The sequence below is a fragment of the Castellaniella caeni NBRC 101664 genome (assembly GCF_001592225.1).
GTDB lineage: Bacteria > Pseudomonadota > Gammaproteobacteria > Burkholderiales > Burkholderiaceae_B > Castellaniella > Castellaniella caeni.
The window spans coordinates 39971-66856 of sequence record NZ_BCWN01000015.1 but is presented as its reverse complement, the minus strand read 5'-3'; the positions used below and the strand labels follow the sequence as shown (position 1 = coordinate 66856).

Genomic DNA, 26886 nt, shown 5'->3' with positions numbered 1-26886 from the left:
CTGGAAACTGGATGCCGTCTTGTTTGGCGCCTCTATCATGTTACGTACAGATCATTGCTGTCAATTTTTTTGTATCGTTTATATGTTAGGGTTTTCCTTGATACTTCAGGCGTGAAATGCATGAAATTGCCTTGAATTGAAGTCCATATTATTGATATACAACAACTATCTATTTTGCTAATTAATTCATTATAAAATTCGATAAATTACTTCGATCTAGAAATCACAAAGTTTTAAGTGATACATTGATCCGAAACGATCAAAGCTCATTCGTATAGATTGCTTCGACTCCACTCGAAGCCGGAGGACACCATGTCGCACCCCTTGTTTGACCAGCACCGCCCCTTGCTCGATCAGGCGCTTCAGGCCATTGCCACACGCGGATACTGGGCCGCCTTTTCGGAAAACCCCAGCCCCAAGGCCTATGGCGAAGACGCGGCGGAAGCGGGCCGTGCGGCCTTTCAGGCGCACCTGGGCAAACCCTTCGAAATCGAACAGCCGGGGCAATCGGGTTGGCATGTCGGCGAAAAATCGCCCTACGGGCTGGCGCTCGATATCCAATACCCGGTCTGCGACCCCCAGGCGCTGGTGCAGGCCGCCCAGCAGGCCATGCCCGCCTGGCAGGCCCTGGGCGCCGAAGGCCGCACGGGCGTGTGCCTTGAAATGCTGCAGCGCCTCAACCAGCACAGCTTCGAGATCGCCCACGCCGTCATGATGACCAGCGGCCAGGGCTGGATGATGGCCTTCCAGGCAGGCGGCCCGCACGCGCAAGAACGCGGGCTCGAAGCCGTGGCCTACGCCTGGCGCGAAATGTCCTTCATCCCGGCTTCCAGCCACTGGGAAAAACCGCAAGGCAAGCACCCCGCCCTGGTGATGGAAAAGCATTTCGAGGTCGTCGGGCGCGGCGTGGCCGTCGTCATCGGCTGTGCCACCTTCCCCACCTGGAACACCTACCCCGGCCTGTTCGCGGCGCTCGCCACGGGCAACCCCGTCATTCTCAAGCCACACAGCCAGGTGGTGCTGCCCGCCGCCCTCACCGTGCGCATCCTGCGCGGCGTGCTGGCCGAACAAGGGCTCGACCCCAACCTGGTCACGCTGTGCCTGCCGCCGTCGCATGCGGCGGCGCAATCGCTCTACACCCACCCCGACGTCCACTCCATTGACTACACCGGCAGCAACACCTTCGGCCACTGGCTGCAGAACAACTGCCGCCAGGCCCAGGTCTATGCCGAGCTGGCCGGGGTCAACAGCATCGTCATCGACTCCACCGACGACTACAAAGGCATGCTGCGCAACCTGGCCTTCACGCTCTCGCTGTATTCGGGGCAGATGTGCACCACCTCGCAGGCGCTGGTGGTGCCCGCCCAGGGCATCGACACCAACGACGGCCACAAGACGTACGAACAAGTCTGCGGCGACCTCGCCCAGGCGGTCGATCAATTCCTGGCCAAACCCGAAGTCGCCCACGCCGTGCTGGGCGCCATCCAGTCCGACGACACCCTGTCGCGCACCGAACGCGCCGCCGCGGGCGAGATGGGCCGCGTGATTCTCGCCCCGCGCACGCTGCACAACCCCGATTTCCCGCAGGCGCGCGTGCGCACGCCAGCCCTCATCGCCTGCGACGCCGAACACGCCGAACACTTCTCGCAAGAACAGTTCGGCCCCATCAGCTTCGTCGTGCGCGCCAGCGACACACCCGCGGCCCTGACGCTGGTCGAAGGTCTCACCCGCCGCCACGGTGCCCTCACCCTGGGGCTCTACAGCACGCGCCAGGCCACGGTCGATGCCGCCATCCACCTGTCGTGGCGCGCCAAGGTGGCCTTGTCCATCAACCTCACCGGCGGGGTCTTCGTCAATCAGTCCGCCGCCTATTCCGACTTCCACGGCACGGGCGGCAACCCCGCGGCCAACGCCTCGTATGCCGATTCGGCCTTCGTGGCCAACCGTTTCCGCGTGGTGCAGCGCCGCCAGCACGTGGCAGGAGCCCAGTCATGAGCGAATCCGGCACCGTCCAGTATCAGTTGGCCGACGGCATCGCGCGCGTCACGCTCAACCGGCCCGACAAGCTCAACAGCTTCAACGAAACCATGCACCGCGAGCTGCGCCAGGTGCTCGACGACGTCCAGAACAACCCTGCGGCGCGTGTGCTGGTGCTCTCCGGCGCGGGGCGCGGTTTTTGCGCCGGGCAAGACCTGGGCGACCGTGCCATGCAGATCGGCGCCGGACAGGCGCCCGACCTTGGCGAAACAGTGGAACGCTTCTACCGGCCCCTCATCCTGGCGCTGCAAAACCTGCGCGTGCCCACGCTGGCCGCCGTCAACGGCATCGCCGCCGGGGCCGGCGCCTCCATCGCACTGGCCTGCGACCTCACCATTGCCGCCGAATCGGCCTCTTTCCTGCAGGCCTTCAGCAAGATCGGCCTCATCCCCGACACGGGCGGCACCTGGGTGCTGCCGCGGCGCGTGGGCCTGGCGCGCGCCATGGGCCTGGCCCTGCTGGCCGAACGCCTGCCCGCCCGCCAGGCGGCCGACTGGGGGCTCATCTGGCAATGCGTGGCCGACGCCGACTTCGCCGCCGAAACCGACCGCCTGGCGCGGCAGCTGGCCCAGGCTCCCACGCGCGCGCTGGTGCGCACCCGCCAGGCCATGCAGGCCTCGGGACTGCACACGCTCGAACAGCAGCTCGACATGGAAGCCGGCTTCATGCGCGAGCTGGGCTGGCGCGCCGACTACGCCGAAGGCGTCGCCGCCTTCATGGAAAAACGCCCGGCCCGGTTCACCGGCAACTGAACGCAGCAAGCCCGGGCAGCCATGCAAGGCCAGCAGCATCGCAGCCTGCCCGGCCCCCGGCCGACCGCCCATCACCAGATACCAGGAGCTTCACTCATGCAGCACACTGCCCCCGACCCTCAGACCATCACCGACCCCCAGGCCCTGGCCGACGCGGTGGGCGCCGCCATGTGGGCGCGCGATCACGCTGCCCACGCCCTGGGCATGCGGCTGGACGCCATCGCCCCGGGCCAGGCGCAGCTGTCCATGACCGTGCGCCACGACATGCTCAACGGCCACGCCATCTGCCACGGCGGCATGATCTTCACGCTGGCCGATACCGCCTTCGCCTACGCCTGCAACAGCGACAACCACAACACGGTGGCCTCAGCCTGTCACATCGATTTTCTCGCGCCCGCACACGAGGGCGACCAGCTCCAGGCCACGGCGCAAGTCCGCATCCAGGGGGGACGCATGGGCGTCTACGACATCACGGTGCGCAACCTCACCAGCCAGAAAGACATTGTGCTGTTTCGTGGCAAATCGCACCGCATCCAGGGCCTGGTCACCGACACTTTGAACACCGACAAGCCCGGCGCCCCGGCTTGAGGCCGGGGCCGACGCGCACTGGCGCCACCGACGAGCCGCAAAACCGGCGCGGTCGGCACAGCCCGGCGCCAGGCACATAAGAATTCTATTGATACACAGGAGACAACCATGCCCGTCAAAGAAGTGAAACCGGGCGACCTCGAAGCCATCGAGACCGCCAGCCGCGACGAAATCACCGCCCTGCAGCTCGAGCGGCTGCGCTGGACGCTGCGCCATGCCTACGACAACGTGCCGCACTACCGCAAGGCCTTCGACGCCCGGGGCGTGCACCCCGACGACCTGCACACGCTCGAAGACCTGCGCAAGTTTCCCTGCACCAGCAAGGAAGACCTGCGGCGCAACTACCCCACCGGCATGTTCGCCGTGCCGCGCGAGAAGATCGCGCGCCTGCATGCCTCGTCGGGCACCACTGGCAAGCCCACGGTGGTGGGCTACACGCTCAAGGACATCGACACCTGGGCCAACCTGGTGGCGCGCTCGATCCGCGCGGCGGGCGGGCGTCCGGGCGACACCGTGCACGTGGCCTACGGCTACGGCCTGTTCACCGGCGGCCTGGGGGCGCACTACGGCGCCGAGCGCCTGGGCTGTACCGTCGTGCCGATGTCCGGCGGGCAGACCGAGAAGCAGGTGCAGCTCATCATGGATCTCAAACCCGACATCATCATGGTGACGCCTTCGTACTCGCTGGTGATCGCCGAAGAATTCGAGCGCCAGGGCATCGCGGCCGACGACATTTCCCTCAAGGTGGGCATTTTCGGCGCCGAGCCCTGGGGCGAAGGCATGCGCGGCGAGATCGAGCGCCAGCTGGGGCTGGACGCCGTGGACATCTATGGCCTGTCCGAAGTCATGGGGCCGGGCGTGGCATCCGAGTGCATTGAATCCAAGGACGGCCCGGTCATCTGGGAAGACCACTTCTACCCCGAAATCCTCAACCCCGAGACCGGCGAGCCGGTGGCCGACGGCGAGGAAGGCGAACTGGTGTTCACCTCGCTCACCAAAGAAGCCCTGCCCATCATCCGTTACCGCACGCGCGACCTTACCCGCCTGCTGCCGCCCACGTCGCGCGCTTTCCGCCGCATGGGGCGCATCACCGGGCGTTCGGACGACATGCTGATCGTGCGCGGGGTCAATGTTTTCCCCACCCAGGTCGAAGAGCAGATCATGCGCGACCCGCACCTGAACGGCAACTACCAGATTCTCCTCACACGCGAGAATCACCTCGACAATGTCGAAGTGCGCTGCGAACTGCAGCACGAGGCCAACGGCCTGTCGGCCCAGCAGGTGAACGACATTGCCAAGCGGCTGCAGCACTACATCAAAACCAATATCGGCATCTCGACCCGAGTCACCATCATGCATTACGGCGAGCTGCCGCGCACGCAAACCGGCAAGGCCCGCCGGGTCTATGACGAAAGGCCGGCACAACGATAAGCCCCCCCCCCAAAGGAGACTCACCATGAAACTACGCTTGAACCACCTGCTGGCCGGCTTGGCGCTGGCCACCCTCAGCCTGTCGGCGGGCGCCGCCGAACCCATCAAGATCGGCTCGGTGCTCTCGACCACCGGCCCGGCCGCCTTCCTCGGCGACCCGGAAGCCAAGACCCTGCAGATGTACGTCGAATCCATCAACAAGGACGGCGGCGTGCTGGGCCGCCCGCTCGAACTGGTGTCCTACGACGACGGCACCGATGCCAACAAGGCCAACAGTTTTGCCAAACGCCTGATTTTCGACGACAAGGTGGACGCCATCATCGGCGGCACCACCACGGGCGCCACCATGTCGATGGTGCCGCTGGTCGAGAAGGCCGAAATCCCCTTCATTTCGCTGGCCGGGGCCGTGGTGGTGGTCGATCCCGTCAAGAAATGGGTCTTCAAGGTGCCGCACACCGACCGTATGGCCGCCGAGAAAGTCTTTGAAAACATGAAAAAACAGGGCATCTCGAAGATCGCCCTGGTGAGCGAGACCAGCGGCTACGGCCAGTCGGGCAAGAAGGAATCCGAACTCGTCGCGCCCAAATACGGTATCCAGATCGTCGCCCAGGAAGTCTACGGGCCCAAGGATACCGACATGAGCCCGCAGCTCACCAAGATCAAGAACAACCCGGACGTCCAGGCCGTCTTCATCTTCGGGCTGGGCCAGGGGCCGGCCCTGGTGCAGCGCAACTACAAGCAGCTGGGCATCAAGCTGCCGGTCTACGAATCGCACGGGGTGTGCTCGGACGAGTTCATCAAGCTCACCCGTGAGGCCGCCGAAGGCACCCGCCTGCCGTGCGCGGCCCTGGTGGTCGCCGACGACCTGCCCGACAGCGATCCGCAAAAGCCCGTGGTTACGGGCTATGAAAAGGCCTACAAGGCACGCTGGAAATCCGACGTCTCCACCTTCGGCGGCCACGCCTATGACGCGCTCATGATCTACGTGGACGCCGTCAAGCGGGCCGGCACCACCGACAAGGCCAAGGTGCGCGACGCCATCGAGCAGACCAAGGGGTTCATGGGCACGGGGGGGATGTTCAACATGTCGCCCACCGACCACATGGGCCTGGATCTGACGGCATTCCGCATGCTGGAAATCAAGAAGGGCCACTGGACGCTGATCGACTGAGCGATCCGTCACGCGCAGGCCGACGCGCCTCCGGGCCAGTCGGCCACCCCCCAAGCGGCTTTCCTGCGAAAGCCGCTTTTTTTCATGCTCCGCGCCGCCGGGCATGACAAGGTCCACGCCAGCCTGACGCCCGATGGGGCAACCGATACTCACCACCGTCAAAGCAGCGGGCATCGGTTGCCCCATCGACCTGTTTGAAAAGCCCCCGTATTCGCTCGTTTCAATTTAAGAATTCATTCAGGGTTTTTAAGAAAATATTCAGAATTTTTAAAATAACGTTCAGATTATTTAAGAAAACATTCAACTTTATTCAGGATACATTCAGGATTTTAATTAATTGATTTTTATCAATGCCCATTGAAACACGGGGCGTAGACTTTCTTCCGATCAAATAAGCAGCAACATTTTGTTTGATTGCCATCAAATCAATATCGGAGAGAAAAATGCCCAAAGTTCGCCATGAATTTGATAAAAGCCGCCGCACACTGATGCGCAACGGCATTACAGCCGCGGTCATCGGCACCGTCGCCGGATCGGCTCTCATGAAGCACTCCCCGGCACAGGCACAAGCTGCCAAAGGATCCAAGGCGACCATGATGTACCAGGAAGCCCCACATGGCAAAGATGAATGCGACAACTGCATTCACTACACCCCCGGCAAAACTCCGACGGCGGATGGCACCTGTAATGTCGTCGAGGGCTCGATCGCGCCCAAAGCCTGGTGTGTCGCCTTTGCGCCAAAAGGCTGAGACAAGAAACCGACATATTCGTGCCCGCCTGATTCAAATGAATCAGGCCAGCTATTTGCTTGATGAATACCGAGGGCTGACTTCATGAGCAGTTTCATGATTTCCGAACCACCAGCGTCTCCTGGCCGCCGCAAGATACTCAAATCAGCCTCGGGCCTGGCGGCCGCCGGAATACTATTCGGCGGGGCAGGTTGGTTCGTCGCACAGAGAAAAAATAATCTCTTTGAAGTCCGGCGCGAACAGACGCTGATGCAGACCTCGGTATCCATCACCTGCCTGACCGCCGATGCCGCACAGGCAGGCGCAGCCATCCGGCACGCGTTCGAACGGATGGCAGATACCGTGGCGCTGTTGACGCGCTTTGAACCCGGCAGCCCGCTGGCTCGCTTGAACCGGGACGGCTATCTGGATAAGCCGCCCGCCGACCTGCACCACGTGCTGCAACGCTCGCTGGCCATTTCAGCCGCAACCGAAGGCTGCTTCGACATCAGCGTGCTGCCGGTGCTGTCCTATCTGGAAACCCGCAGGCAGCCCGCCGTCCTGACGCCAGACGATCGCCTGCGCATCGCAGAAAAAGACCGCCTGATCGACTATCGCCGCATCCAGGCCGACAAACACAGAATCCAGTTCACCCGGCCGGGCATGTCCGTCACCCTGGACGGCCTGGCCAAGGGGTATGTCATCGACCAGGGCATCGCCGCCTTGCGCGCGGCAGGCGTCGAAGACGCGCTGATCGACGCGGGCGGCGACCTGCGCGCCATTTCGGGGACAAAATCCCGGCGCTTGTGGCACGTCGGCATCGTCGATCCGAATCATGTCAACAAAATCGCCGCCGTCACCGGCATCCGCGACATGGCGCTGGGAACCTCGGGCGACTATCGGGTGTTCTATTCGGCAGACCGATCGCTGTTTCACGTCATCAATCCGCACACCGGATACTCGCCGCTGAATTATTCCAGCATCACCGTGACGGCGCCGCTATCCATCGACGCCGACGCCATGAGCGTGGCTGCCGCCTCCATGCCGCTGATCGATCTGCGGGACACCCTGGCCAGGCAGAACCACCAATGGCTGGTGTTTTCCCGGGACGGCAGCCAACGCTGGCGGTCGGCGGACTTCCCTCTGCACACAGGGCAAGCACAGGTGATTTGAATGGATACGCTACTTATTTTTTTCCGCAAGGCCGCGCCGTCGGCCGGGCAGCCCAGTCGCGCCTTGCGGCTCATGCTGTTGACCTTGATCCTGTTTCTCGCCTCGGCCAGGGCATTCGCGGGGGTCGATCAGAAATACCCGGAAGTCCGGCAATATTTTCCCGCCGCGACCCGCTTTGGCGACATCTCGGGCACCCCACCCGCCGCTCCGGTCTACCAGGGCGACACGCTCATCGGCTATGTGTTCGAATCGGTCATGGTTGCCCCAGTGCCGGCCTATTCGGGCGAGCCGATCAACATCCTGGTCGCCATCGACCAGAACGGCAAGATCGTCGGCACCAAAGTGCTGGAGCAGCAGGAACCTATCCTGCTGGTCGGCATCCCGGTACAACGCCTCTATGACTTCGTCGCCCGCTATATAGGCCGCCACGTCAAGGACAAGATCGTCGTCGGCGGCAGCAGCAGCCCCGGCACGGTCAAGATCGATGCCATCAGCAGCGCGACCGTCACCTCGATGGTGGCCAACGAAACCATCATGAATGCCGCACTGGAAGTGGCGGCATCACGCAACCTCGTCAAGGCCCAGGGGCACGCAGCTGCCGCCAAGGCGACCATCCGCACCGACTTCTTCCAGCCGACGAACTGGGCCGGACTGACTGGCAACGGCGCCTTCCGCGCCTTGCACCTCACCCGGGACGACGTGGTCAAGGCATTTGCCGGACAGCCGGAAAGCGGCCTGGCAGACGACCCCACCGCACCGGTTCCCGGCCAGGAAACAGCCCCATTCATCGATCTCTACTACGCGGACATCACGCCCCCGTCGGTGGGCCGCAGCCTGCTGGGTGACGAGGGCTACGCGGCTATCGAACAGACGCTTCAGCCCGGCGACGAACTGATCGCCATCGTCGCCAACGGCATCTATTCATTCAAGGGGCTGGGCTACGTGCGCGGCGGCATATTCGACCGCCTCCACATCATGCAGGCCGACAAGCTGTTCCTGTTCAAGGACACCGATCTCATTCCTTTCAATGACGTGGCCCTTGCCGACATGCCGCCTTTCCAGGAAAAAGCCATCTTCGTGCTGCGCCACGGACAGGGCTTCAATCCGGGGACGCCCTGGACGCTGCAACTGCTGGTCAATCGCCAGATCGGCCCGCTCAAGAGCATCTACAGCACCTTTACCGGCAGCTACGAGATGCCCGCCGCCTATCTGTCCCAACCACCAAGCACAGCGCTGACGCCGCCCGCGCCCGCAGCCACCGGCGTCGGCACCGCGGCAACCGCGGACAACCCGCTGTGGGTGCAAATCTGGTATGGCCGACGTTTCGAAATCGCCATCCTGGGCATCGGCCTGCTGGTGCTGTCGGCCATCCTCATCTTCCAGGACTGGCTGGTCAAGCGCCCCCGGCTGCTCGAAAACCTGCGCACGGGCTACCTCATCTATACCCTGGTATTTCTTGGCTGGTACAGCCTGGCGCAGCTGTCGGTGGTCAATATCCTGACGTTCATCAGCTCCGTCATCCACGGCTTTCACTGGACGACGTTCTTGATGGACCCGCTGATTTTCATTCTCTGGGTGTTCGTGGCTGTCTCGCTGCTGTTGGTGGGCAGGGGGGTCTATTGCGGCTGGCTGTGTCCGTTCGGCGCCCTGCAGGTTCTGATCCACAAGGTGGCCGTGGCGCTGAAAATACCGCAGCTGGAGCCTCCCGCCTACCTGCACGAACGGCTCTGGGCAATCAAGTACATCATCCTGCTCTTTTTGTTCGGCCTGTCTCTGCAGTCAGTCGGCCTGGCTGAAAGGTTTGCCGAAGTCGAACCCTTCAAGACGGCCATCACGCTGCACTTCCTGCGCTCGTGGGGATACGTCCTGTACGTCGCCATCCTGCTGGGCGCCGCCGTGTTCACCAACAAGTTCTACTGCCGCTACATCTGCCCCCTGGGTGCCGGGCTGGCCGTCTCCGGACGCTGGCATCTCTTTGAGTGGCTACGCCGCCGCAAAGAGTGCGGCCACCCCTGTCAACTGTGCGCCGTCGAGTGCGAAGTCAGGGCCATCAGCCCGCTGGGGCCCATCAACTACAACGAGTGCCATTACTGCCTCGATTGTCAGGTGACCTACCACAACGATCACAAATGCCCCCCCTTGGTCGAACGGCGGAAAAAGCGCGAGAAGCGCCCAGGCCCCACGGTCCGGCCAGGTTTCCCGACACCGGCCACGCAGGGGCTCGCTGGAAACGATCTCTCGGCCGAGACCGCAAGCACCTAGGTAACTGGGTTTCTCTCCAACTTCAAGGAACGACTGTAATGAGCGACAACAGCAAAGACCAGACACCCGGGCTGGAAGTGACGGGCATCCGGGCACTGACCCAGGATGAAATCGATATGCTCCCACCTGCGCCGGGCAACCCTGCGCGGCGCAACTTCATGCGCGGCGGCGCCCTGGCCGGACTGGCTGGGGCCAGCGGCATCATTGGCGGCATGAACATCGTCCCTAGCGCACACGCGGCCAACGAGCCCACCATGCCGAAAGATTACGTCGCCCCAGGCCAACTCGACGAATATTATGGATTCTGGAGCGGCGGCCAGTCGGGGGAAATGCGGATTCTGGGCATGCCTTCGATGCGCGAACTGATGCGGATCCCCGTCTTCAACACCGACTTTGCCGTGGGCTGGGGCATCACCAACGAAAGCCGCCGCGTGCTGGGAGAAAATTTCCCCAGGGGCGGCGATCTGCACCACCCACACATGAGCCAGACGCACGGCCACTATGACGGCCGCTACATATTCGTCAACGACAAGGCGGGCACCCGCGTGGCACGCATCCGTTGCGATGTGATGCGCACCGACAAAATCACCCCGATCCCCAACGTACAAGCCATCCACGGCCTGCGCGTACAGCGCGAACCAAAGACGGGCTACGTGTTCGCCAATGCCGAATTTCGCATCCCCAGCCCCAACGACGGCCGCGACCTGGACGACCCGAAAAAATACCAGACCATGTTCACCGCCGTAAACGGCGAGACGATGGAAGTGGCCTGGCAGGTGATCGTGGACGGCAACCTGGACAACACCGAATGCGACTATGAAGGCAAGTACGCGGTTTCCACCTGCTACAACAGCGAAGGCGGGGTCGTGCTGGCCGACATGATGCAAAGCGAGCGCGACTGGGTCGTGGTATTCAACATCGGGCGCATCGAAGCCGCCATCAAGGCCGGCAAGTTCAAGACGATCGGCAGCTCGAAAGTCCCCGTGGTCGATGGCCGCCACGGCTCTGAGCTGACCATGTACATCCCGGTGCCCAAGAACCCGCACGGGGTCAATGCCAGCCCGGACGGCAAGTATTTCACCGCCAACGGCAAACTCTCGCCCACCGTCACCGTCATGGCCTGGTCAAAGGTGGACGACTACTTCAACGGCAAGCTCAAGACGCCGCGCGAAGCCGTGGTGGCCGAACCGCAACTGGGCCTGGGGCCGCTGCACACCGCCTACGACGGACGCGGTTTCGCCTACACCACGCTGTTCATCGACAGCCAGATCGCCAAATGGAACATCCAGGACGCCATCGATGCCTATGGCGGCAAGAAGGTGAACTATCTGCGCCAGAAGCTGGACGTCGCTTACCAGCCGGGCCATAACCACACGTCACTGGGTGAAACTCGCGACGCCGATGGACACTGGCTGGTTTCTCTGAACAAATTTGCCAAAGACCGCTTCCTGCCGACCGGCCCGCTGCACCCTGATCTCGACCAGCTGATCGACATCTCGGGCGACCAGATGGTACTGGTGGCCGATGCCCCCGTGTATTCCGAGCCGCACGACGCCATCATTCTGCCCAGCAAAATGCTGATCAACAAAGTCAAGCGCACATGGAGCCGGACAGACCCGTTCTTCGCGGAAACGGTGGCCCAGGCCAAGAAACACGGGATCACGCTGGAAAAGGACAACAAGGTCGTCCGCGAGGGCAACCAGGTCTTTGTCTACATGACCAGCTCCGCGCCCCAGTACGGCCTGCCCAACTTCAAGGTGAAAAAGGGCAATGAGGTGACGGTCACCATCACCAACGTGGACAGCATCGAAGACCTGACCCACGGGTTCTGCCTGACGAACTACGGCATCAACATGGAAATCAGCCCGCAAGAAACGTCGTCCGTCACGTTCATCGCCGACAAGCCGGGGGTCTACTGGTACTACTGCACCTTCTTCTGTCACGCGCTGCACCTGGAGATGCGCGGCCGGATGCTGGTGGAAGCCTGAGAACCGGCATGCTTGTGTCGCGGCACGAAGCGCGGCGCAGGCATGCCTGGCAAGACCGGACTTCGGAGGCTTTCTTGAACAAAAGGCTGTTCTGCATCCTGGCCCTGAGCATGATGCTGGGTGTCGTTCCCGCCAGATCGGCCAGGGCGGACACCGACGCGTTGCAACAGGCCATCGCCCAGGCACCTGCCGGTGCCACCCTGCAGGTGCCGGCGGGCGTGCACCATGGCTCATTCATTCTGAAAAAGCCCATTACGCTGGTCGGCCAGCCGGGCGCCATCCTGGACGCCGACGGCGCGGGCGACGTCATCCGCGTCCAGGCGTCTGGCGTCACCGTACGCAATCTGACCCTGCGCCATTCCGGCTTCGACCTTACCGCCATGAATGCGGGGGTTTATATCGAGCGAGGGCTGAGCCACGTCACGATCGACCACAACCAGATCGAGGACATTCTGTTCGGCGTCTACCTGGATGGGCCACAACAGACAGTGGTCAGCAACAACCGCATCGCCGGGGCAACCGAACTCGACGTGCCCGACCGGGGCGACGGCATTCATCTGTGGAGCGACGCGCATTGCACGATAAGCAACAACCACGTCTCCGGCACGCGCGACGGCATTTATGACTACGTCAGCCATGACGATCTGATCGAAGGCAACACCATCGACCACGTCCGCTACGGTGTCCATCAGATGTATTCAAAGCGCGAAACCATCCGGGGCAATATCAGCAATGACAACGTGGGGGGCATGGCCTTGATGAGTTCGGATCACCTGCACGTGATCGACAACCATCTGATCGACGACCGCTCTTACGGGATTTTGTTCAATTACGTGACGTACAGCGACATCCAGGGCAATGAAGTGCGCGGCATCCTCGGCGAAACAGGCGGGGGTTCCAGCGACATCATCGACGGCGGAGAAGGCAAGGCGCTGTTCCTGTACAACTCGGAATACAACACGATCCGCGCGAACCTGATGGCTGATTCGACCATCGGCATACACATCACGGCGGGGGCCCAGGACAACACCGTCTATGAAAACTGCTTCCTGGACAACCGCACCCAGGTCAAGTACGCCCAGAACGTCGCCGAAGAATGGTCACTGGACAAAACCGGCAACTACTGGAGCAATTACCTCGGCTGGGACATGAACGGCGACCAGCGCGGCGACGTGCCACACCAGCCAAACGACGGCATCGACATCCTGCTCTGGAAATACCCGGACGCCCGCAGCCTGATCGACAGTCCGGCCATCTTGCTGCTGCGGTATGTGCAACGGGCCTTTCCTGTATTTACCCCACCCAATATCCGCGACAGCTACCCACTCATGCGGCCCCCCGCCCGCTGGAGAACTTATGTCCAGGCAAGACACCATTGAAATCGACGCGCTCGGCAAACAGTACGGCAGTGTCGCCGCACTCCACGACATCAACGCCACCATCCCGGCTGGGCAGGTGACGGGCCTGCTCGGACACAACGGGGCGGGGAAATCAACGCTGATCAAGCTGATCCTGGGGCTCATCAAGCCCACGCGAGGACAGATTCGCGTCCTGGGAGAATCACCCTCCGGAGTCAAAGCCCACACAATTCGTCAGCACCTGGGCTATCTGCCGGAAAGCGTCTCGTTTTACACCAACCTGACGGGGGCGGAAGTCATCGACTATTTTGCTCAACTGAAGCGCGTGTCCACCCCCGTTGGCAGAAAGCTGTTGGAACGCGTCGGCCTGGGCCCCGCCCAGGATCGGCGAGTGGGGGGGTACTCAAAGGGCATGCGCCAACGCCTCGGCCTGGCCCAGGCGCTGCTGAGCCAACCGGACGTCGTTTTGCTTGATGAACCTACCTCGGGGCTCGATCCACAAGCCACGCGCGAACTCTACGGCATCATCGACGATTTGCGCGCGGCAGGCCGCTGCGTCTTGATCTCCTCGCACCTGCTGGCCGAACTCGAACCCCACATCGACAGGGCGCTGATCCTGCGTGAAGGCCGCCTGCTGGCCAGCGGCAGCCTCGGCGAGCTGCAGAACAGGGCCAGATTGCCCAGCACCATTCGCTTGCAGCTGATCCAGGACGGCAGCACCGACGCGCTACCCCCCTGTCTGCAGGCGCTCGATGCCAGGCGCACGATCCGCGACGGCAATCAGGTGGAAATCCACGTTTCGGATGACGAGAAAATGCCACTGCTGCGCGACTTGCTGAACCACCCGCGCATCGCCAACGTGAGAATCACGGAGCCCTCCCTGAGCAGCCTGTACGACTGGCTGGGCGCAAACCACGCCCAGGGGGCCGCATGATGATGCACACGACGCTGACGGTTGCCAGAAAAGAGTTTCGCGACGATTTCCGCAATCGATGGATCATTGCCATCGCCATATTGTTTGCCCTGCTTTCGCTGAGCATTGCCTATTTTGGCGGGGCCGGAGCCGGCCAATTGGGCTTTGTCTCATTTACCTCGACCATCGCCAGCTTGACGACGCTGGCGGCATTCATCATCCCGCTCATCGGGCTGTTGATCGCCTATCACACGATCGTCGGTGAACGAGACGGCAACACGCTGCTGCTGATTCTCAGTCTGCCCCTGTCGCGCGGACAACTGCTGACGGGCAAATTCCTCGGCCACTGCGCCGCCCTGATCGTCGCCATTCTGTGCGGGTTCGGCCTGGCGGCACTCATCATCCAGATCATGCAGCCACAGACCCGCACACCGCAGGCCTGGCTGCAAATGCTCAACTTCGCACTCAGCGCTGCGCTGTTGGGGGCCAGCTTCGTTGCCCTGGCCTGCACCATCAGCGCAGCAACCGAAGACAAATCCCGCGCGGCCGGCTTGTCCCTGATCGCCTGGTTCGTCAGCGTCGTCCTGTTCGACCTGCTGCTGCTCGCCATCCTGGTATTCAGCGGTGGCAATGACGTCGAACAGGCCATCTACCCCTATCTGCTGCTGTTCAATCCGATCGACGTTTTCCGCCTGATCAATCTCACCGCCCTGGGCCAGGGGGCAGGCAACGACCTGTTCCTGGGGATGACCGACGCCCATGCATATGGCCACATCCAGCTATACATGATCATGCTGATCTGGGTGCTCGTTCCGTTCTACTTGTCTTTACACATTTTTCACCGAAAAGAAGTCTGAACCATGAAATCCAGTTCTGTGACGCGCCCGTTCGCACGCGGCCCCCACTTGGTTTCGGCCATCGTCGTGGCGATCAGCCTGGTTAGCCTGGGAGGCTGCATGCGCCACGATCCGATTGCGGAACAAAAGCCGGTAGACATCCAGAAAAACGACACCTGTGCCGTCTGTGGCATGTACTTGAAGAATGCCCCCGGGCCTCGGGCCGAGGCCTACGTCAAAGGGCGAAAGCAGCCGCTGAAATTCGACTCGACCCGCGACTTCTTCGCCTACGCCCTGCAGCCCGAGCACCGGGCCATCCTGCAGCACCAGTTTGTTCAAGATTGCGCAAAGATCGACTGGAACCACCCCTCCGATGCGGCAGACAGTTTCACGGATGCCCAGGCGGCCTATTATGTGGCCTGGCAGCCCCTGGCCGGTGCCATGGGCCCGACCCTGGCTTCATTTGCGCAGCAGGGCGACGCGACCCGGTTCGTCCAGCAATACGGCGGACGCATCGTCCGCTACACCGAGGTCACCCCCCAGATGATCTCGCTGCTGGGGACGGCACAGCACCAACCACACATGCTCATGCGGTCACCCAAGCAAAAGCAGTAGGCCTGACGCCACCATCACGCGCTTGGCCGGGCTGTGCGGTCTGCCCACGCCGGTGCCGCAGGCGCACGCGGTGCGGCAGGCCAGCAGCGGCAGCGGATGGTGTGCAAAACAGGCGCGTGTGTCCCGTCAAGGGACGGTTTTCCTGAGTTCGCTGGCCCGCCACTCGCTGGGCGACAGGCCGAAGCGGCGGCGAAAGGCGTGGCTGAACGCCGAGGCATCGACAAAGCCGTGCATGTGGGCCAGTTCGCTGATCTGGCGCGTGCTGGCGGGGTCGCTGAGCAGGTCGCGGCAGCGTTCGAGCCGCGCGCCCAGGATGTAGTCGGCGGGGCTGAGCCCGCGCAGGGAAAAGAGCTTGTAGAGATAGCGGCGCGACATGCGGAACTGCGCGGCAAGGCCCGCCACCGTGAGGCTGTCGTCGCTGAGGTGTTCGTGCACGTGACGCAGGATGACCCGCAGCTGCCCTTCGCGCACCGCGTCGAGACTGGCGTCGGGCACGGGGTTGGCCACCCCGCCCAGGCTGAGGGCGAACAGCTGCATCACGGTGGTGGAAATCTGTTCGGCCTGGGCTGTGGGCAGGGCCTGGCCCTGCAACACCAGCGAACGCAAGGCATCGACCGCCACCCGCGCGCTGCCGCTGGTGGAGCCAAAGCACGTGGCCACTCGGGCCTGCAGCGTGGTTTCCCAGACGGCCAGGGCGGACGAGGGAATGCGCAGCACCAGGAAGTGGGCGCCGGAATCGACCTGCACCTCGTAGGGGCGGGAGGTATCGTAAAAACCCCAGTCGCCCGGGTGCAGCACCGCCGAGCGACCATCCTGGGCGATCTGGGAGCGCCCCGAGACCTGGATGCTGAGCTTGTATTGCGCGACCTCGGACTGATTGGCCAGCATGCGGGTGCGCCGCACGCTCTGGGCCGCGGTGACCAGTTCGGACACCTGCAGGCAGCCCAGGGTTTCGTTGGCCGCCAGGTTGCAGAAAGGCCCCGCATCCCGAGCCTTGATTTCGAGCGGAACAAAATGCTGATTGACGCTATCGGACCATGCACCGAGATCGTTGAAGCGCCGGGGCCGGGTGAGCAGCCAAGGCGAGGGGACGACCGGTGGGGTAGCGCGGGGCGTGAGTGACATCATGTACTTGGCCTCCGTACCTGAGACTGAAACCAATCTACAGGCAACACCGCCCCCTGACCAGCCGTGATAACCCGCAGCAAAGCTGCACGCCCAAGAAGCCAGGACATCTCACTGAGCCGCCTGGGCGTCGGCAGCCGCATGCGCCGCTTCGTACACGTTGGCCGGAGCGCCATACAGATACGGGGCCGGGTTGAGCCCCAGGTTTTCGAGCTTGGCGGTAATCTTGCGACGAGCCTGCATGACGTCATCAAAGCGGTACGGCCGCACGGCCCCCACTTCGGCGGCCGTGAATGGCTTGAAATCGGGCGGCAGCTGATGCGGGCTGTAGGTAGCCACGATCCAGTTGAGCACCTCGGCCAATTCGGCATTGCCCAGCAGCGACTGGGCCGCGCCCGGCACGCGGATCATGTATTCGCGTCCCTCTGGCAGATGCGTGAAGGTTCCAATGGAATTGACGAAATTGGGGATGGCATTTTGCGACACCCCTTCGCCGTTGAAGCGGTGACAGCCGCCACAATTGAGCATGTAGTCTTTGTAGGCCGCGGTGCTGGCCCGCAAAGATTCGACCATGGATTGCTGCGAAACCGGGCCGACCGCCCCAGCCTGGGCCGAGTACATCAGCACCAGGCCGGAGACCAGGCCGACCCGGGCGAAATGCCCGGGCCTGAACATGGTGTGGACTCCGTCAGTTTTTGCCCAGCCCCACGATGGTGGAGACCGTGCAGTGGTAGGTGGTGTTGCTGTTGGCCATGCACCAGTTGACGTCATTGTGCAGGAAGAACTCGTAGCCCGGGCGCTCGCGCACCTGGCCACCGCAGTAGCAGCGGTCGCACGCCGTTTTGCCGCAGCAGTCGTGGTAAGCCACCAGATAGTCTTTGCCGTCCTTGGGATTGTGGCAGGTGCCTACCCAGGAAATCGGCGAGGGCTCGCTGCCCGGCGGGCAGGTGGTGGCCGTGCCCCCGCAGCAGGTGCACAGAAAGCCGTCCACCGCGCAATAGCGCCAGTAGTCGCAGGACGTGAGTTCTTCTTCGGTGGCCGTATCGAGGTCGGTCTTGGGGGTGGCCGCCTGCGCATTGCGCAACACCGGCAGCACCGGCATGATGAAGGCCGAACCCACCAGGGCCTTGCTGATCGAGCACAACACACTGCGGCGGGACGACTGATGGGCCACCTTGCGGGTCAGGGCCTCTCCGAAATGATCAAGCCAGCGCATTGCCGTTCTCCTTGCGTGAGATTTCTTCGACCGAGGCGCGTTCGAGCCACTCTTGTGCCGAACCCACCCCGATTTCCTTGGCCGTGAACAGACTTTCGAGCTGTTCGCGGGAATTGATCAGCCCCTTGGCGCGCACGATGCCCTGCTCGTCCATCAGCACGGCATACGGCAGCTTGCTGATCTGGAATTTCATGCCCAGTTCGGTGGACAGCAGGTAGGGGAAGGATTCAAGCCCCGCCTTGCGGTAGAAGGCCAGGTGCTCGGGCATCTCGCCGTCGCTCGCCAGGGTGATGTCCAGCCAGGCGCGCTCGGTGTGCGCCACCGACTTCAGGATGGGCAGCAACTTCTTGCACACCGGGCAGCTGGGCGAGACGAAGAACAGCAGCTGGCTGCGCGCGCCGGCATAGCCCACCTGATGCGGACGCCCCAGCAGGTCGTTGAGATCGAAGTGCGGCGCGGCCTCGCCCACGGCGGGGCCCTTGTCGAGCGTCAGTGCCCCCATGGGCGCCACGCGTTCGTAGAGCACCCCGATCTGGCGCGACAGGGCCAGCACCACCAGCAGCAGGGCCAGCACGACCCCCCACAGCAGGACGTTGGATACGATCAGTGCGGTCATGATTGACTCCTTTTTTGCATCTGCAGATGGGATGCGAGCAATTGATTGAAAACGAGATACAGGGCGAGCACGGAGAGCGTCAGGCCAAAGAAGGTGAGGCCATCGAGCCAGCCAAGGGGGCGCGCCCCCATGCCTGCCCCCACGATCACGGCCAGCGCCGCCAGCAGGCCGTTGCGCAGCACCAGCCACCACGACAAGCCGGTGGACGCCTGGGCCAGCCCGCCGCAGCCGCAGCTGACGTCGGTGTTGCCGCGCAGCAGGTTGACGACCACCCCCGCCGAAGCCAGCAGCACCACCCCCAGCGCGGCCAGAGCGCCTGAAGCGCGCGCCGCGGGCAGCAGCAGCAAGGCGCCGCTGGCCAGCTCTGCCAGGACGAAGAGCACGGCAAAGGGCCGCTGCAAGGCCGTGGGCAGCAGGCGATAGCCGGAGACCGCCGCCTCAAACTCGGCAAAGTGACGCAGCTTGTCGAACGCCCCCAGCCAGAGCACGACCACCAGGACAGCCAGTGCCGAATAGACGATGATGGGGTCACCCATTGTTGCCTCCCCAGCCCATGAGCTGCAGCGCCGACTCGCTGGCGCCCTTGATGGTCTGCACCAGCTTGGGCTCGGGGGCGGAAATGTCATAGATGTGCGCATTGCCGCCGTCGATGGTGAGCAACTGGGGATGCTTGCCCGGGATGACCGACATCGACAGCGCATCCTGCCCCGGAATACGGGCCACGCGTTGCTTCGTCTTCAGGTCGTAGACCCAGATTTCCGCTGCCGGGTTCTTGTGCGAACCTTCTTTGCCATCGGGGTGCATGAAGATGTACAGACGCTGGCTCTTGGGCTCGACGGCCAGCAGGTTGTAGCCGCCCGGCACCCAGTTCTTGGCCTTGTCTTCCTGGTCGAGCAGTGACCAGGTAGGTTCGAAGCTCATGCCATCTTTGGTGGGCTTGGCGGTGTAGACGTTGCCGTAGAACGACACGAACACCATGCGGTCGGAGAGCAGGCCCGGCGTGATGAAGATGGGGTCATCCTTCACCGGGAACATGGGCTGACTGCGGTTCTGGCTGGCGACCTTGCCATCGTCGCCCAAGGTGACGGTGAGCAGGGCGCCGTCGCCGCAGATGGTAGAGAAGCTGCGCGGCGCCCCCGGCACGGGGATGATGCTCCAGCACCCGGCGGTGGCCGTGATTTCATTGACGAAGGCACGCTTTTGCGCATCGACGACGGTGACGGAGGCGGCCGGGGTGGCATTTTGCAGCAGGATGAAGCGGCCGTCGTTGGTCTGGCGGAACATCCCGTCATAGTTGAGCGTCCCGGCTTTCTTCGGAGGCACCACGATCTCTTTGACGAAACTGAGCGTGGAGTTGTCCCAGATTTCGACCGTGTCGGTGCGTTCGCCGCGCGTGACCCGCTCGTAGTAGGTGGTGGCCACGTAGATGTTCTTGCCATCTTTCGAGACCTGCGCCAGCCCATTGAACGAGGTGGGGATCATGCCCAGGAACTTGCCGGTCTTGCGATCGAACTGGTTGAGACGGCTGTCGGTCAGGTGCATGAAGACGGCGTCCATGACGTAGACACGCTGCGCCGGATCGACCTTGACGGATTGCCCGCCCACCAGCTTTTCAACCGGCAGATTGGCGGCAAGCGATGCCGCAGTACCCCCCACAAGCAACGCCAGCGACAGCAGGCCTGCCTGGGACGAGCGCCTCAAGACTGTTTTTTTCATGATGGATGTCTCCGTGGTGGGGCCTAGAAGGCATAGGCGTAGCGCAGCTGCACGCCACGCATGCGGGGGCCGTTCTCGACTTTCAGGTCGTGGATGTACTGCAGCTGCACCTGATTGGCGTCGTTGATCTGGTGCGTGATCTCGAAGGCCAGCTGGTGGTTGTTGGCCCGGCCGGTGGATTCGATGCCATCCATTTTTTCGCGTCCGCCGGTTTCATAGCGGTAGCGCATGCCGATGTAAGTATCGGGCGTGATATTGGTGGACGCCAGGGCCATGAGGCGCACCGCCGGGTCTTTCTTGAGCGTCGTGCCGTAGTAGTTGTTGTTGTCGCCAAAGAACTCGAACTCGGCGACGGCTTCGAGGAAGGTGGATTCACCGAAGCCCTTGACCACGGCGAAGTCCTGCACGGTCGTCCAGCGGTTCTTGCCGGGTGAGGCATCGGCGTGGTTGCTGTGATATTCGCCCGTGGGGAAGGTGATGAAGGGTTCCCAGGCGAACCATGTCTTGGTTTCTTCGTTGTTGACGAACCAGACGGCCGTGCCGAACTGGGCGTCCCCTACCCCGGTGACGCGGTCATCGGGCACGCCACTCATGCCGATGGTGGTGCGCAGGGCGGGCACGATGAGCTCGTACTGCACCGTCTTGCCCATGATTTCGCCAAAGTGCATGGGCCGCAGCACCATGCCCTGCACGTCGACGCTGGGGCCGCCGTCCAGGCGGCTGCCGTGGTCGTAGAAGCCGTGCGAGTTCAGGCCGAACAGATAGGCGGCAAATACGTTGGTGCCCGGCGGCGCCGGAATCCAGTCGCGTGCACTGGGATCGCCTGCCTGTGCGGTGCCCGCCGCCGCCAGGGCGGCTGCCAGCACCACACCTTGCGCTTTGCGCATCAAGGTCATCATGTGTCTCCTCATGGCCGGCTCGGTGCCGGCTCTATATCGATGGATAAAGCCAGGATGGGTGAATGAAGTCTGGGTAAAGCCTTGCGAAGCAACTGCCCGCACCGCGCTCAGGCCGAGGCCTGGTAGGCGATGCAGACCGATTTGGTCTCGATGTAGTTGTCGATGACGGCCCGGCCATGTTCGCGCCCCATGCCCGACTGCTTGTAGCCGCCAAACGGCATGGAAGGATCGAGCATGTTGTGCGTATTGACCCAGACCGTGCCCGCCTGGATACGCGGCACCAGGCGTTGGACGCGGCCCAGATCGTTGCTCCAGATGCTGGCGCCCAGGCCAAAGCGCGTGTCGTTGGCCAGACGCACGGCCTCGTCTTCGTCTTTGAAGCGGGCGGCCACCACCACCGGGCCGAAGATTTCTTCGCGCACGATGGAGGCATCGGGCGACGCATCGGCAAACACGGTGGGCGGGATGAAATAGCCCCCGCCCTGCCAGGGACGAGCCTGCGTGAGCCGCTGTGCCCCCGAGGCCTGCCCGGCGGCGATGTAGCTGGCCACCCGGTCGCGGTGGCGCGCCGAGACCATGGGGCCGATCTGCGTGTCGGCATCGAAGCCGGAACCCATCTTCAGGCTGTCGGCGGCGACGGCCAGGCCCTCGACCACCCGGTCGTAGATGCCATCCTGGATGAAGACGCGCGAACCCGCCGTGCAGACCTGCCCCTGGTTGAAGAAAATGGCACCCGCCGCGCCCTGGATCGCCAGGTCGATCGGGCAGTCGTCCATGATGACCACGGGCGACTTGCCGCCCAGTTCGAGCGACACGCGTTTCATGTCGTCGATGGCGGCGTGGCCGATGAGCTTGCCGACCTCGGTGGAGCCGGTAAAGGCGATCTTGTTGACCCCCGGATGCTTGATCAAGGCATCGCCCGTGACTTCACCGCGCCCGGTGATGACGTTGATGACGCCGGGCGGGAAGCCGACCTCGAGGGCCAGCTCGGCCAGGCGCAGCGCGGTAAGCGGCGTTTCTTCGGCGGGCTTGAGCACGATGGTGCAGCCCGCGGCAATGGCCGGCGCGATTTTCCAGACCGCCATGAGCAGCGGGAAATTCCAGGGGATGATGGCGGCCACCACACCGACGGGCTCGGGACGCGTGTAGCCCTGATAGCCAACCCCCGGCGGGAATGGAATGGACAGCTGCAGCGTATCGCCCGTGATCTTGGTGGCCCAGCCGGCCATGTAGCGCAGCCACTGGGCGCTGGCGCCCACTTCGAGCATTTGCGACAGTGCCAGCAGTTTGCCGTTATTGAGCGTTTCGAGGCGTGCCAGGGCCTCGCCCTCGGCTTCGATGCGATCGGCCAGCGCCAGCAGCAGGCGCTCGCGCGCCGCGGGCAAAGTGGCCCGCCAGGCGGCGGATTCGAAGGCCCGGCGCGCGGCCTGCACGGCCAGATCGACCTGCCCGGGGCCGGCTTCGATCTGCTGCGCGATCACTTCGCCCGTGGCGGGATTGAAGACAGGCAGGCGCCCCACCCCCTCGGTGCAGGGCTTGCCGTCGATCACCATGTATTCGCGAATGGCAGCGCGTTCGGGCTGCTGATCCGTCTCGCTCATGTTTGTCTCCTAGAGATGCTTTTTATTCATTTACATCTTAAGCATCAAATCCGGCTTGCACTTGTCTCGCCGTGCACCGAAAGATGTTCTGGCGTGCACGCGGCGGCATGTGCCCGCCCCCATGCGCGCATGGCCGGGCAAGCTTGCGGCAAACCCGGCCATGCATCTGGAAAAAACATCGGCATCAGTGGGTTTCGAGCGAACCCACGTGATGATAATTGCGGTTGAAATACACCAGGCTTGCCTGCTGGGCATCGCCGCAGCGGATGTCTTCGACCTCGCACATGAAAATGCTGTGCGAGCCGACGTCGTTGGTATGCGCGATGCGGCAGTCGAAGCTGACCAGCGCGTCTTCGATGACCGGGCTGCCAGTGGTGAGCGGGCTCCATTTCACGCGGCTGAAGCGGTCGGCCATGCGGATATTGCGATCGGCGAAGATGAGCGGCGCCTCTTGCGAGGCATTGCCCATCACGTTGACGCACAGCACCTGGTTGCCGGTGAAGAATTTGTGCGCGTAGGACGAGCGGTTCATGCACACCAGCAGGGTGGGCGGCTGGTCGGTGACGCTGCACACGGCGGTGGCCGTGAAACCCGCCATGCCGCTGGGGCCATCGGTGGTGATCACGTTGACGGCCCCGGCCAGCAGGGACATGGCGCTGCGAAAACTGGATATATCGGTCATGACAGGCTCCTAACGCATGAACAGGCCACCGTTGACGTCCCAGGTGGCGCCCGTGACGAAATCGGCATCCGGCATGGCCAGCCGGACGATCAGGTCGGCGACGAAATCGGCATTGCCCAGCTTGCGCACCGGAATGCCCTGGACGATCTGGGCCAGGCGCTCGTCGGGCACCAGCGCATGCACGGAAGGCAGATCCATGGGCCCGGGCGAGACGGCATTGCAGGTCACGCCCTGGGGGCCCAGCTCACGGGCGAAGATTTTGGTGAGCGTCATGATGCCACCTTTGGAACAGGCATAGTGCGCCCCGGTGGCCGTGCCGCCGTTCTGGCCCGCCAGCGAGGCCATGTTCACCAGCCGCCCGTAGCCCTGGGCGGCCATGTGGGCCCCCATCACCTGGCAGCCAAACAGCGTGCCGCGCAGGTTGACGGCCAGCACGGCATCGAACTCGTCGGCGCCGATGTCCATCACGGGGGTCGCCTTGGTCATGGCGGCGTTGTTGACCAGCACCTGCAGCCCGCCCCAGTGTTCGAGCACGGCGGCCAGGGCGGTCTCGAAATCGGCCTTGCGCGTGACGTCCAGCGCCAGGGGCCAGGCGCGCTCACCCGTGGCGTCGATCGAGCGCGCCGCCTCGGCGGCCTGTGCCAGCTGCCGATCGGTGACGACGACCTTGAAACCGGCGGCATGCAGGTGGCGGGCGATGCACAAGCCCAGCCCCTGCGCCGCCCCGGTGACCAAAGCAATCTGGTTCATGAGGGTTCTCCGGCTCAGTCAATGACCAGCTCGCGGCCGATGCGGGCCTCGACGCGAGCATATTTCCACAGGCAATCCCCCGCCGTGCCCACCGGGGTGACGCGAAACAGGTTGCAGGCGGCCACCGTGGTGTCGAAATCGGGCACGTCGGCCAGCACGTAGGTCGTCCAGGGAAACTGCTGGGATGGCCCGACCATGATGCGGTCGTCGTCCATGTTGCCCAGCACCGTGACCCCCGGCAGATCGCGGATGCCGCGCAGCATGGTGAGCGTTGCCTGCCAGACGTCTTTCTTTTCCTGGGCCGGGGCATCCATGAAATTTTGGTTGATACCGATACAAAACAGCACGCGCAGGGGCTTTTTGTCTTCCATTGTCTTCTCCGTTGGGGTTGAAAGAGAGGGTGCGGGAATCACAGGTAGCCCGGCAGGGGTTTGTGACCAAAGCACATGGCGCCAGCGTTCTGGTAGGTGACGTCGCCCATGAAGGCGTGCTGCGTCACCATCTGCGCATCGCGCACCATCTGCCCCAGCGGGCTCTTGTCATAGACGCCGGTCATGCCGCTGAGCATCTGCGCGCGGCGCGTGACGTCAGCCCCGACGCGCGAAGCGTGCGTGGACGACAGGCGCAGCATGCTGACCAGCTGATCGTCGGGCGTGCCGCCCGCGAGCAGCACCTGCCAGACGTCGTCGATGGCCTCGTAGAACCAGCTGCGCGCCGCGCGCAGTTCGGCCTCGATCTTGGCGACTTCGAGCTGCACGTAGACGCGCTCGCCCAGATTGGGGGCGCCCGTCACCGAGGCCCGGCCGGCAGCCATGCCCACCAGTTCGTTGATGGCGCCCCGGGCAATGCCCAGCGCGACCACGGCCAGCACCTGTGTGGCGAAGGACAGCGCCGGGTAGCGGTACAACGGGGTGTCCAGCGACGAGCCGCCGCCGCGCACGAAGGTCCATTCTTCGGGCACGACCACGCCCTCGGCCACCAGGTCGTTACTGCCGGTGGCCTTGAGCCCCATCACGTGCCAGGTGGTGTCGATGCGGATCTGGCTGCGGGGCATGACGGCCATGCGCGGCAGCGGGTTGCCGCCGCCCGAGGCGGGCGGCACGATGCCCACGCCGACGATGTCGGCGCCCATGCAGCCGCTGGCAAAGCTCCAGCGCCCCGATACCTTGAGGCCGCCTTCGACCTGCTGCGCGGGCTGCGGCGGGAAGATGCCGCCGGCAAAGACCTGATCGACCCCGCCTTCGCCGTAGAGTTTTTCGAGGGTGCTCACCGGCAGGGCCGAGAGGTAGACCGCCCCGATGCCGAAGCTGGCGACCCAGCCGGCCGAACCGTCGGCCTCGGAAAGGCGCTCGATCAGGCGGCAGAATTCGGCGGGCGAACGTTCTTCACCGCCAAACCGCCGCGCCACCAGCGCCCGGTAGACCCCCAGCTGTTTGAAGCGCTCGATGATGTCCTGCGGCAGATGCCCCAAAGCTTCGAATTCGCCGCGCCGGGCACGCAGATCCCGCAGCAGGTCGGCCAGCACGGGGCTCGCATCCAATTGTTCAACTGTCCTGGGTATGGCACTCATGGTCTGTCTCCGTCGGTTGGATGGATTCGGATGATCCATTCATTTTCATATGTTTAGTTCTAATGCTATTGAGCCGAAGGAGCGCTGTAAATAGGGAATACCCTTGAAATACGGTGGAAAACAAACGAAATGGCGTGAAGATGAAACCGGCGCAGGCAAGCGTTGACCCGGTCGCGCGCCCCGCGAACCGCGCAGCGCGGCCAATGGCGGCATGCGCCGCCGACGCGGGCATCAGGCGCGGGCGTCGTCCGCGGTCTGTGCCAGTGCGGCGGCCTGCAGCTCGGCCTGATGGCGCGTCAGGTGGATGCGCAGCTGGCCCAAGCTGGCGTACAAGGATTCTTTGTCCGCCTGGGGCAGGCCCTTGAACAGGCCGGCCAGCCACTGCTGGTGCTCGGCGGCCATCAGGGCGAACTCGGCGCGCCCCTTGTCGGTGAGGCTGACACGCCAGGAACGGCGGTCTTCGGGGTCGGAGGCGCGCCGCACCAGACCGTCCTTGACCAGCTGATCAGTGAGCCCGGTGACGTTGCCCCCGGTGACCATCAGGTAGCGCGAGAGCACGTTCATGCGCAAGCCCTCGGGGTGCCGGTCGAGCTGCGCCAAATAGTCAAAGCGCGGCAGGCTGGTGGCAAAGCGCAGGCGCAGCAGATCGCGAATCTGGTGCTCGATCTGGGTGCTGCAGGCCAGCAGACGCAGCCAGATGCGCGTATCGAGGTGATCATCGACCCGCGCTCTGGCCTCCAGCCCGATGTGCTCATCACCCAGCGATTGGACGAGCCGGAAATCCTCGGCGTACATGGTCATAGATTCTCCTTGCGATTGCATGCTGCGGGCAGCCGGGCGTGGCAAGCGCCCGTGCGGG

General features: G+C 63.4%; 26 protein-coding genes. 13 read left to right on the top strand and 13 right to left on the bottom strand.

Features of this window, described 5'->3' with window-relative positions; genetic code table 11:
• The first annotated feature begins 312 nt into the window (after positions 1-312).
• From paaN to CCA01S_RS10400, 13 genes are all read left to right on the top strand, one after another.
• A complete protein-coding gene (paaN, locus tag CCA01S_RS10460) occupies positions 313-1995 on the top strand; it encodes a phenylacetic acid degradation protein PaaN (RefSeq protein ID WP_066458026.1) in 1683 nt (560 codons plus the stop codon).
• Complete coding sequence (paaG, locus tag CCA01S_RS10455; RefSeq protein WP_066458025.1) at positions 1992-2789, top strand: 2-(1,2-epoxy-1,2-dihydrophenyl)acetyl-CoA isomerase PaaG; 798 nt, start codon at positions 1992-1994, stop codon at positions 2787-2789. The genes paaN and paaG overlap by 4 nt, the downstream gene beginning before the upstream one ends.
• A 96-nt stretch (positions 2790-2885) precedes the next feature.
• Positions 2886-3377: a hydroxyphenylacetyl-CoA thioesterase PaaI gene (paaI, locus tag CCA01S_RS10450; protein ID WP_066458023.1), complete on the top strand. Its 492-nt coding sequence runs from the start codon at positions 2886-2888 to the stop codon at positions 3375-3377.
• Positions 3378-3485: 108 nt separating this feature from the next.
• Entirely contained in the window at positions 3486-4808 is a 1323-nt protein-coding gene (gene paaK, locus CCA01S_RS10445) for a phenylacetate--CoA ligase PaaK (RefSeq protein WP_066458022.1), read from the top strand.
• 25 nt (positions 4809-4833) lie between these two features.
• Complete coding sequence (locus tag CCA01S_RS10440; protein ID WP_066458015.1) at positions 4834-5979, top strand: ABC transporter substrate-binding protein; 1146 nt, start codon at positions 4834-4836, stop codon at positions 5977-5979.
• 443 nt (positions 5980-6422) lie between these two features.
• Positions 6423-6728 (top strand): high-potential iron-sulfur protein, encoded by a 306-nt coding sequence (locus tag CCA01S_RS10435; RefSeq protein WP_084386676.1) that lies wholly within the window; start codon positions 6423-6425, stop codon positions 6726-6728.
• 84 nt (positions 6729-6812) lie between these two features.
• A complete protein-coding gene (locus CCA01S_RS10430) occupies positions 6813-7880 on the top strand; it encodes an FAD:protein FMN transferase (RefSeq protein WP_066458004.1) in 1068 nt (355 codons plus the stop codon).
• Positions 7881-10142 (top strand): NosR/NirI family protein, encoded by a 2262-nt coding sequence (locus CCA01S_RS10425; protein ID WP_084386675.1) that lies wholly within the window; start codon positions 7881-7883, stop codon positions 10140-10142. It begins immediately after the preceding gene.
• Between the two features lie 116 nt (positions 10143-10258).
• Entirely contained in the window at positions 10259-12130 is a 1872-nt protein-coding gene (gene nosZ / locus CCA01S_RS10420) for a TAT-dependent nitrous-oxide reductase (protein ID WP_066458077.1), read from the top strand.
• A 74-nt stretch (positions 12131-12204) separates the two neighbouring features.
• The gene (locus tag CCA01S_RS10415) at positions 12205-13509 is read left to right on the top strand and encodes a nitrous oxide reductase family maturation protein NosD (protein WP_198149969.1); all 1305 of its coding nucleotides are present in this window, start codon (positions 12205-12207) and stop codon (positions 13507-13509) included.
• Positions 13487-14422, top strand: a complete 936-nt coding sequence (locus CCA01S_RS10410) for an ABC transporter ATP-binding protein (protein ID WP_066458001.1) — start codon at positions 13487-13489, stop codon at positions 14420-14422. Before CCA01S_RS10415 ends, CCA01S_RS10410 begins: the two co-directional genes overlap by 23 nt.
• Positions 14419-15258 (top strand): ABC transporter permease, encoded by an 840-nt coding sequence (locus tag CCA01S_RS10405; protein ID WP_198149967.1) that lies wholly within the window; start codon positions 14419-14421, stop codon positions 15256-15258. The genes CCA01S_RS10410 and CCA01S_RS10405 overlap by 4 nt, the downstream gene beginning before the upstream one ends.
• 3 nt (positions 15259-15261) lie before the next feature.
• Positions 15262-15852 carry a nitrous oxide reductase accessory protein NosL gene (locus CCA01S_RS10400; RefSeq protein WP_084386672.1) on the top strand — a complete coding sequence of 197 codons (591 nt, stop codon included), beginning with the start codon at positions 15262-15264 and terminating at the stop codon, positions 15850-15852.
• Between the two features lie 126 nt (positions 15853-15978).
• Here the strand turns inward: CCA01S_RS10400 and CCA01S_RS10395 are convergent, their stop codons facing one another.
• The 13 genes from CCA01S_RS10395 to CCA01S_RS10335 form a co-directional block, all read right to left on the bottom strand.
• Positions 15979-16980 (bottom strand): AraC-like ligand-binding domain-containing protein, encoded by a 1002-nt coding sequence (locus CCA01S_RS10395; RefSeq protein WP_232305067.1) that lies wholly within the window; start codon positions 16978-16980, stop codon positions 15979-15981.
• 108 nt (positions 16981-17088) lie between these two features.
• Positions 17089-17652, bottom strand: coding sequence for a cytochrome c family protein (locus tag CCA01S_RS10390; RefSeq protein ID WP_103035404.1), 564 nt, complete (start codon positions 17650-17652; stop codon positions 17089-17091).
• A 13-nt stretch (positions 17653-17665) separates the two neighbouring features.
• The gene (locus tag CCA01S_RS10385; protein WP_066457990.1) at positions 17666-18193 is read right to left on the bottom strand and encodes a methylamine dehydrogenase light chain; all 528 of its coding nucleotides are present in this window, start codon (positions 18191-18193) and stop codon (positions 17666-17668) included.
• The gene (gene mauD, locus CCA01S_RS10380; protein WP_066457988.1) at positions 18180-18809 is read right to left on the bottom strand and encodes a methylamine dehydrogenase accessory protein MauD; all 630 of its coding nucleotides are present in this window, start codon (positions 18807-18809) and stop codon (positions 18180-18182) included. The genes CCA01S_RS10385 and mauD overlap by 14 nt, the downstream gene beginning before the upstream one ends.
• On the bottom strand, positions 18806-19345 hold the full coding sequence (locus CCA01S_RS10375; RefSeq protein WP_066457985.1) for a MauE/DoxX family redox-associated membrane protein: 540 nt from the start codon (positions 19343-19345) through the stop codon (positions 18806-18808). The genes mauD and CCA01S_RS10375 overlap by 4 nt, the downstream gene beginning before the upstream one ends.
• On the bottom strand, positions 19338-20525 hold the full coding sequence (locus CCA01S_RS10370) for an amine dehydrogenase large subunit (protein ID WP_066457977.1): 1188 nt from the start codon (positions 20523-20525) through the stop codon (positions 19338-19340). Before CCA01S_RS10370 ends, CCA01S_RS10375 begins: the two co-directional genes overlap by 8 nt.
• 23 nt (positions 20526-20548) lie before the next feature.
• A complete protein-coding gene (locus CCA01S_RS10365) occupies positions 20549-21424 on the bottom strand; it encodes a transporter (RefSeq protein WP_066457976.1) in 876 nt (291 codons plus the stop codon).
• A gap of 107 nt (positions 21425-21531) precedes the next feature.
• Positions 21532-23025 carry an aldehyde dehydrogenase family protein gene (locus CCA01S_RS10360; RefSeq protein ID WP_066457975.1) on the bottom strand — a complete coding sequence of 498 codons (1494 nt, stop codon included), beginning with the start codon at positions 23023-23025 and terminating at the stop codon, positions 21532-21534.
• Between the two features lie 184 nt (positions 23026-23209).
• Positions 23210-23707: a flavin reductase gene (locus tag CCA01S_RS10355; RefSeq protein ID WP_066457974.1), complete on the bottom strand. Its 498-nt coding sequence runs from the start codon at positions 23705-23707 to the stop codon at positions 23210-23212.
• Positions 23708-23716: 9 nt separating this feature from the next.
• On the bottom strand, positions 23717-24457 hold the full coding sequence (locus tag CCA01S_RS10350) for an SDR family NAD(P)-dependent oxidoreductase (protein WP_066457973.1): 741 nt from the start codon (positions 24455-24457) through the stop codon (positions 23717-23719).
• A 14-nt stretch (positions 24458-24471) separates the two neighbouring features.
• Entirely contained in the window at positions 24472-24828 is a 357-nt protein-coding gene (locus tag CCA01S_RS10345; RefSeq protein ID WP_066457971.1) for an IacB protein, read from the bottom strand.
• Positions 24829-24866: 38 nt separating this feature from the next.
• Entirely contained in the window at positions 24867-26027 is a 1161-nt protein-coding gene (locus tag CCA01S_RS10340; RefSeq protein ID WP_066457969.1) for an acyl-CoA dehydrogenase family protein, read from the bottom strand.
• Between the two features lie 231 nt (positions 26028-26258).
• On the bottom strand, positions 26259-26828 hold the full coding sequence (locus CCA01S_RS10335) for a MarR family winged helix-turn-helix transcriptional regulator (protein WP_066457967.1): 570 nt from the start codon (positions 26826-26828) through the stop codon (positions 26259-26261).
• Positions 26829-26886 lie beyond the last annotated feature (58 nt).

Excerpts from the sequence above, each read along its gene's own strand:
- paaN (WP_066458026.1), top strand. The coding sequence starts at position 313 with ATGTCGCACCCCTTGTTTGACCAGCACCGCCCCTTGCTCGATCAGGCG.
- paaG (WP_066458025.1), top strand. The coding sequence starts at position 1,992 with ATGAGCGAATCCGGCACCGTCCAGTATCAGTTGGCCGACGGCATCGCG.
- paaI (WP_066458023.1), top strand. The coding sequence starts at position 2,886 with ATGCAGCACACTGCCCCCGACCCTCAGACCATCACCGACCCCCAGGCC.
- paaK (WP_066458022.1), top strand. The coding sequence starts at position 3,486 with ATGCCCGTCAAAGAAGTGAAACCGGGCGACCTCGAAGCCATCGAGACC.
- CCA01S_RS10440 (WP_066458015.1), top strand. The coding sequence starts at position 4,834 with ATGAAACTACGCTTGAACCACCTGCTGGCCGGCTTGGCGCTGGCCACC.
- CCA01S_RS10435 (WP_084386676.1), top strand. The coding sequence starts at position 6,423 with ATGCCCAAAGTTCGCCATGAATTTGATAAAAGCCGCCGCACACTGATG.
- CCA01S_RS10430 (WP_066458004.1), top strand. The coding sequence starts at position 6,813 with ATGAGCAGTTTCATGATTTCCGAACCACCAGCGTCTCCTGGCCGCCGC.
- CCA01S_RS10425 (WP_084386675.1), top strand. The coding sequence starts at position 7,881 with ATGGATACGCTACTTATTTTTTTCCGCAAGGCCGCGCCGTCGGCCGGG.
- nosZ (WP_066458077.1), top strand. The coding sequence starts at position 10,259 with ATGCTCCCACCTGCGCCGGGCAACCCTGCGCGGCGCAACTTCATGCGC.
- CCA01S_RS10410 (WP_066458001.1), top strand. The coding sequence starts at position 13,487 with ATGTCCAGGCAAGACACCATTGAAATCGACGCGCTCGGCAAACAGTAC.
- CCA01S_RS10405 (WP_198149967.1), top strand. The coding sequence starts at position 14,419 with ATGATGATGCACACGACGCTGACGGTTGCCAGAAAAGAGTTTCGCGAC.
- CCA01S_RS10400 (WP_084386672.1), top strand. The coding sequence starts at position 15,262 with ATGAAATCCAGTTCTGTGACGCGCCCGTTCGCACGCGGCCCCCACTTG.
- CCA01S_RS10395 (WP_232305067.1), bottom strand. The coding sequence starts at position 16,980 with ATGATGTCACTCACGCCCCGCGCTACCCCACCGGTCGTCCCCTCGCCT.
- CCA01S_RS10390 (WP_103035404.1), bottom strand. The coding sequence starts at position 17,652 with ATGTTCAGGCCCGGGCATTTCGCCCGGGTCGGCCTGGTCTCCGGCCTG.
- CCA01S_RS10385 (WP_066457990.1), bottom strand. The coding sequence starts at position 18,193 with ATGCGCTGGCTTGATCATTTCGGAGAGGCCCTGACCCGCAAGGTGGCC.
- mauD (WP_066457988.1), bottom strand. The coding sequence starts at position 18,809 with ATGACCGCACTGATCGTATCCAACGTCCTGCTGTGGGGGGTCGTGCTG.
- CCA01S_RS10375 (WP_066457985.1), bottom strand. The coding sequence starts at position 19,345 with ATGGGTGACCCCATCATCGTCTATTCGGCACTGGCTGTCCTGGTGGTC.
- CCA01S_RS10370 (WP_066457977.1), bottom strand. The coding sequence starts at position 20,525 with ATGAAAAAAACAGTCTTGAGGCGCTCGTCCCAGGCAGGCCTGCTGTCG.
- CCA01S_RS10365 (WP_066457976.1), bottom strand. The coding sequence starts at position 21,424 with ATGATGACCTTGATGCGCAAAGCGCAAGGTGTGGTGCTGGCAGCCGCC.
- CCA01S_RS10360 (WP_066457975.1), bottom strand. The coding sequence starts at position 23,025 with ATGAGCGAGACGGATCAGCAGCCCGAACGCGCTGCCATTCGCGAATAC.
- CCA01S_RS10355 (WP_066457974.1), bottom strand. The coding sequence starts at position 23,707 with ATGACCGATATATCCAGTTTTCGCAGCGCCATGTCCCTGCTGGCCGGG.
- CCA01S_RS10350 (WP_066457973.1), bottom strand. The coding sequence starts at position 24,457 with ATGAACCAGATTGCTTTGGTCACCGGGGCGGCGCAGGGGCTGGGCTTG.
- CCA01S_RS10345 (WP_066457971.1), bottom strand. The coding sequence starts at position 24,828 with ATGGAAGACAAAAAGCCCCTGCGCGTGCTGTTTTGTATCGGTATCAAC.
- CCA01S_RS10340 (WP_066457969.1), bottom strand. The coding sequence starts at position 26,027 with ATGAGTGCCATACCCAGGACAGTTGAACAATTGGATGCGAGCCCCGTG.
- CCA01S_RS10335 (WP_066457967.1), bottom strand. The coding sequence starts at position 26,828 with ATGACCATGTACGCCGAGGATTTCCGGCTCGTCCAATCGCTGGGTGAT.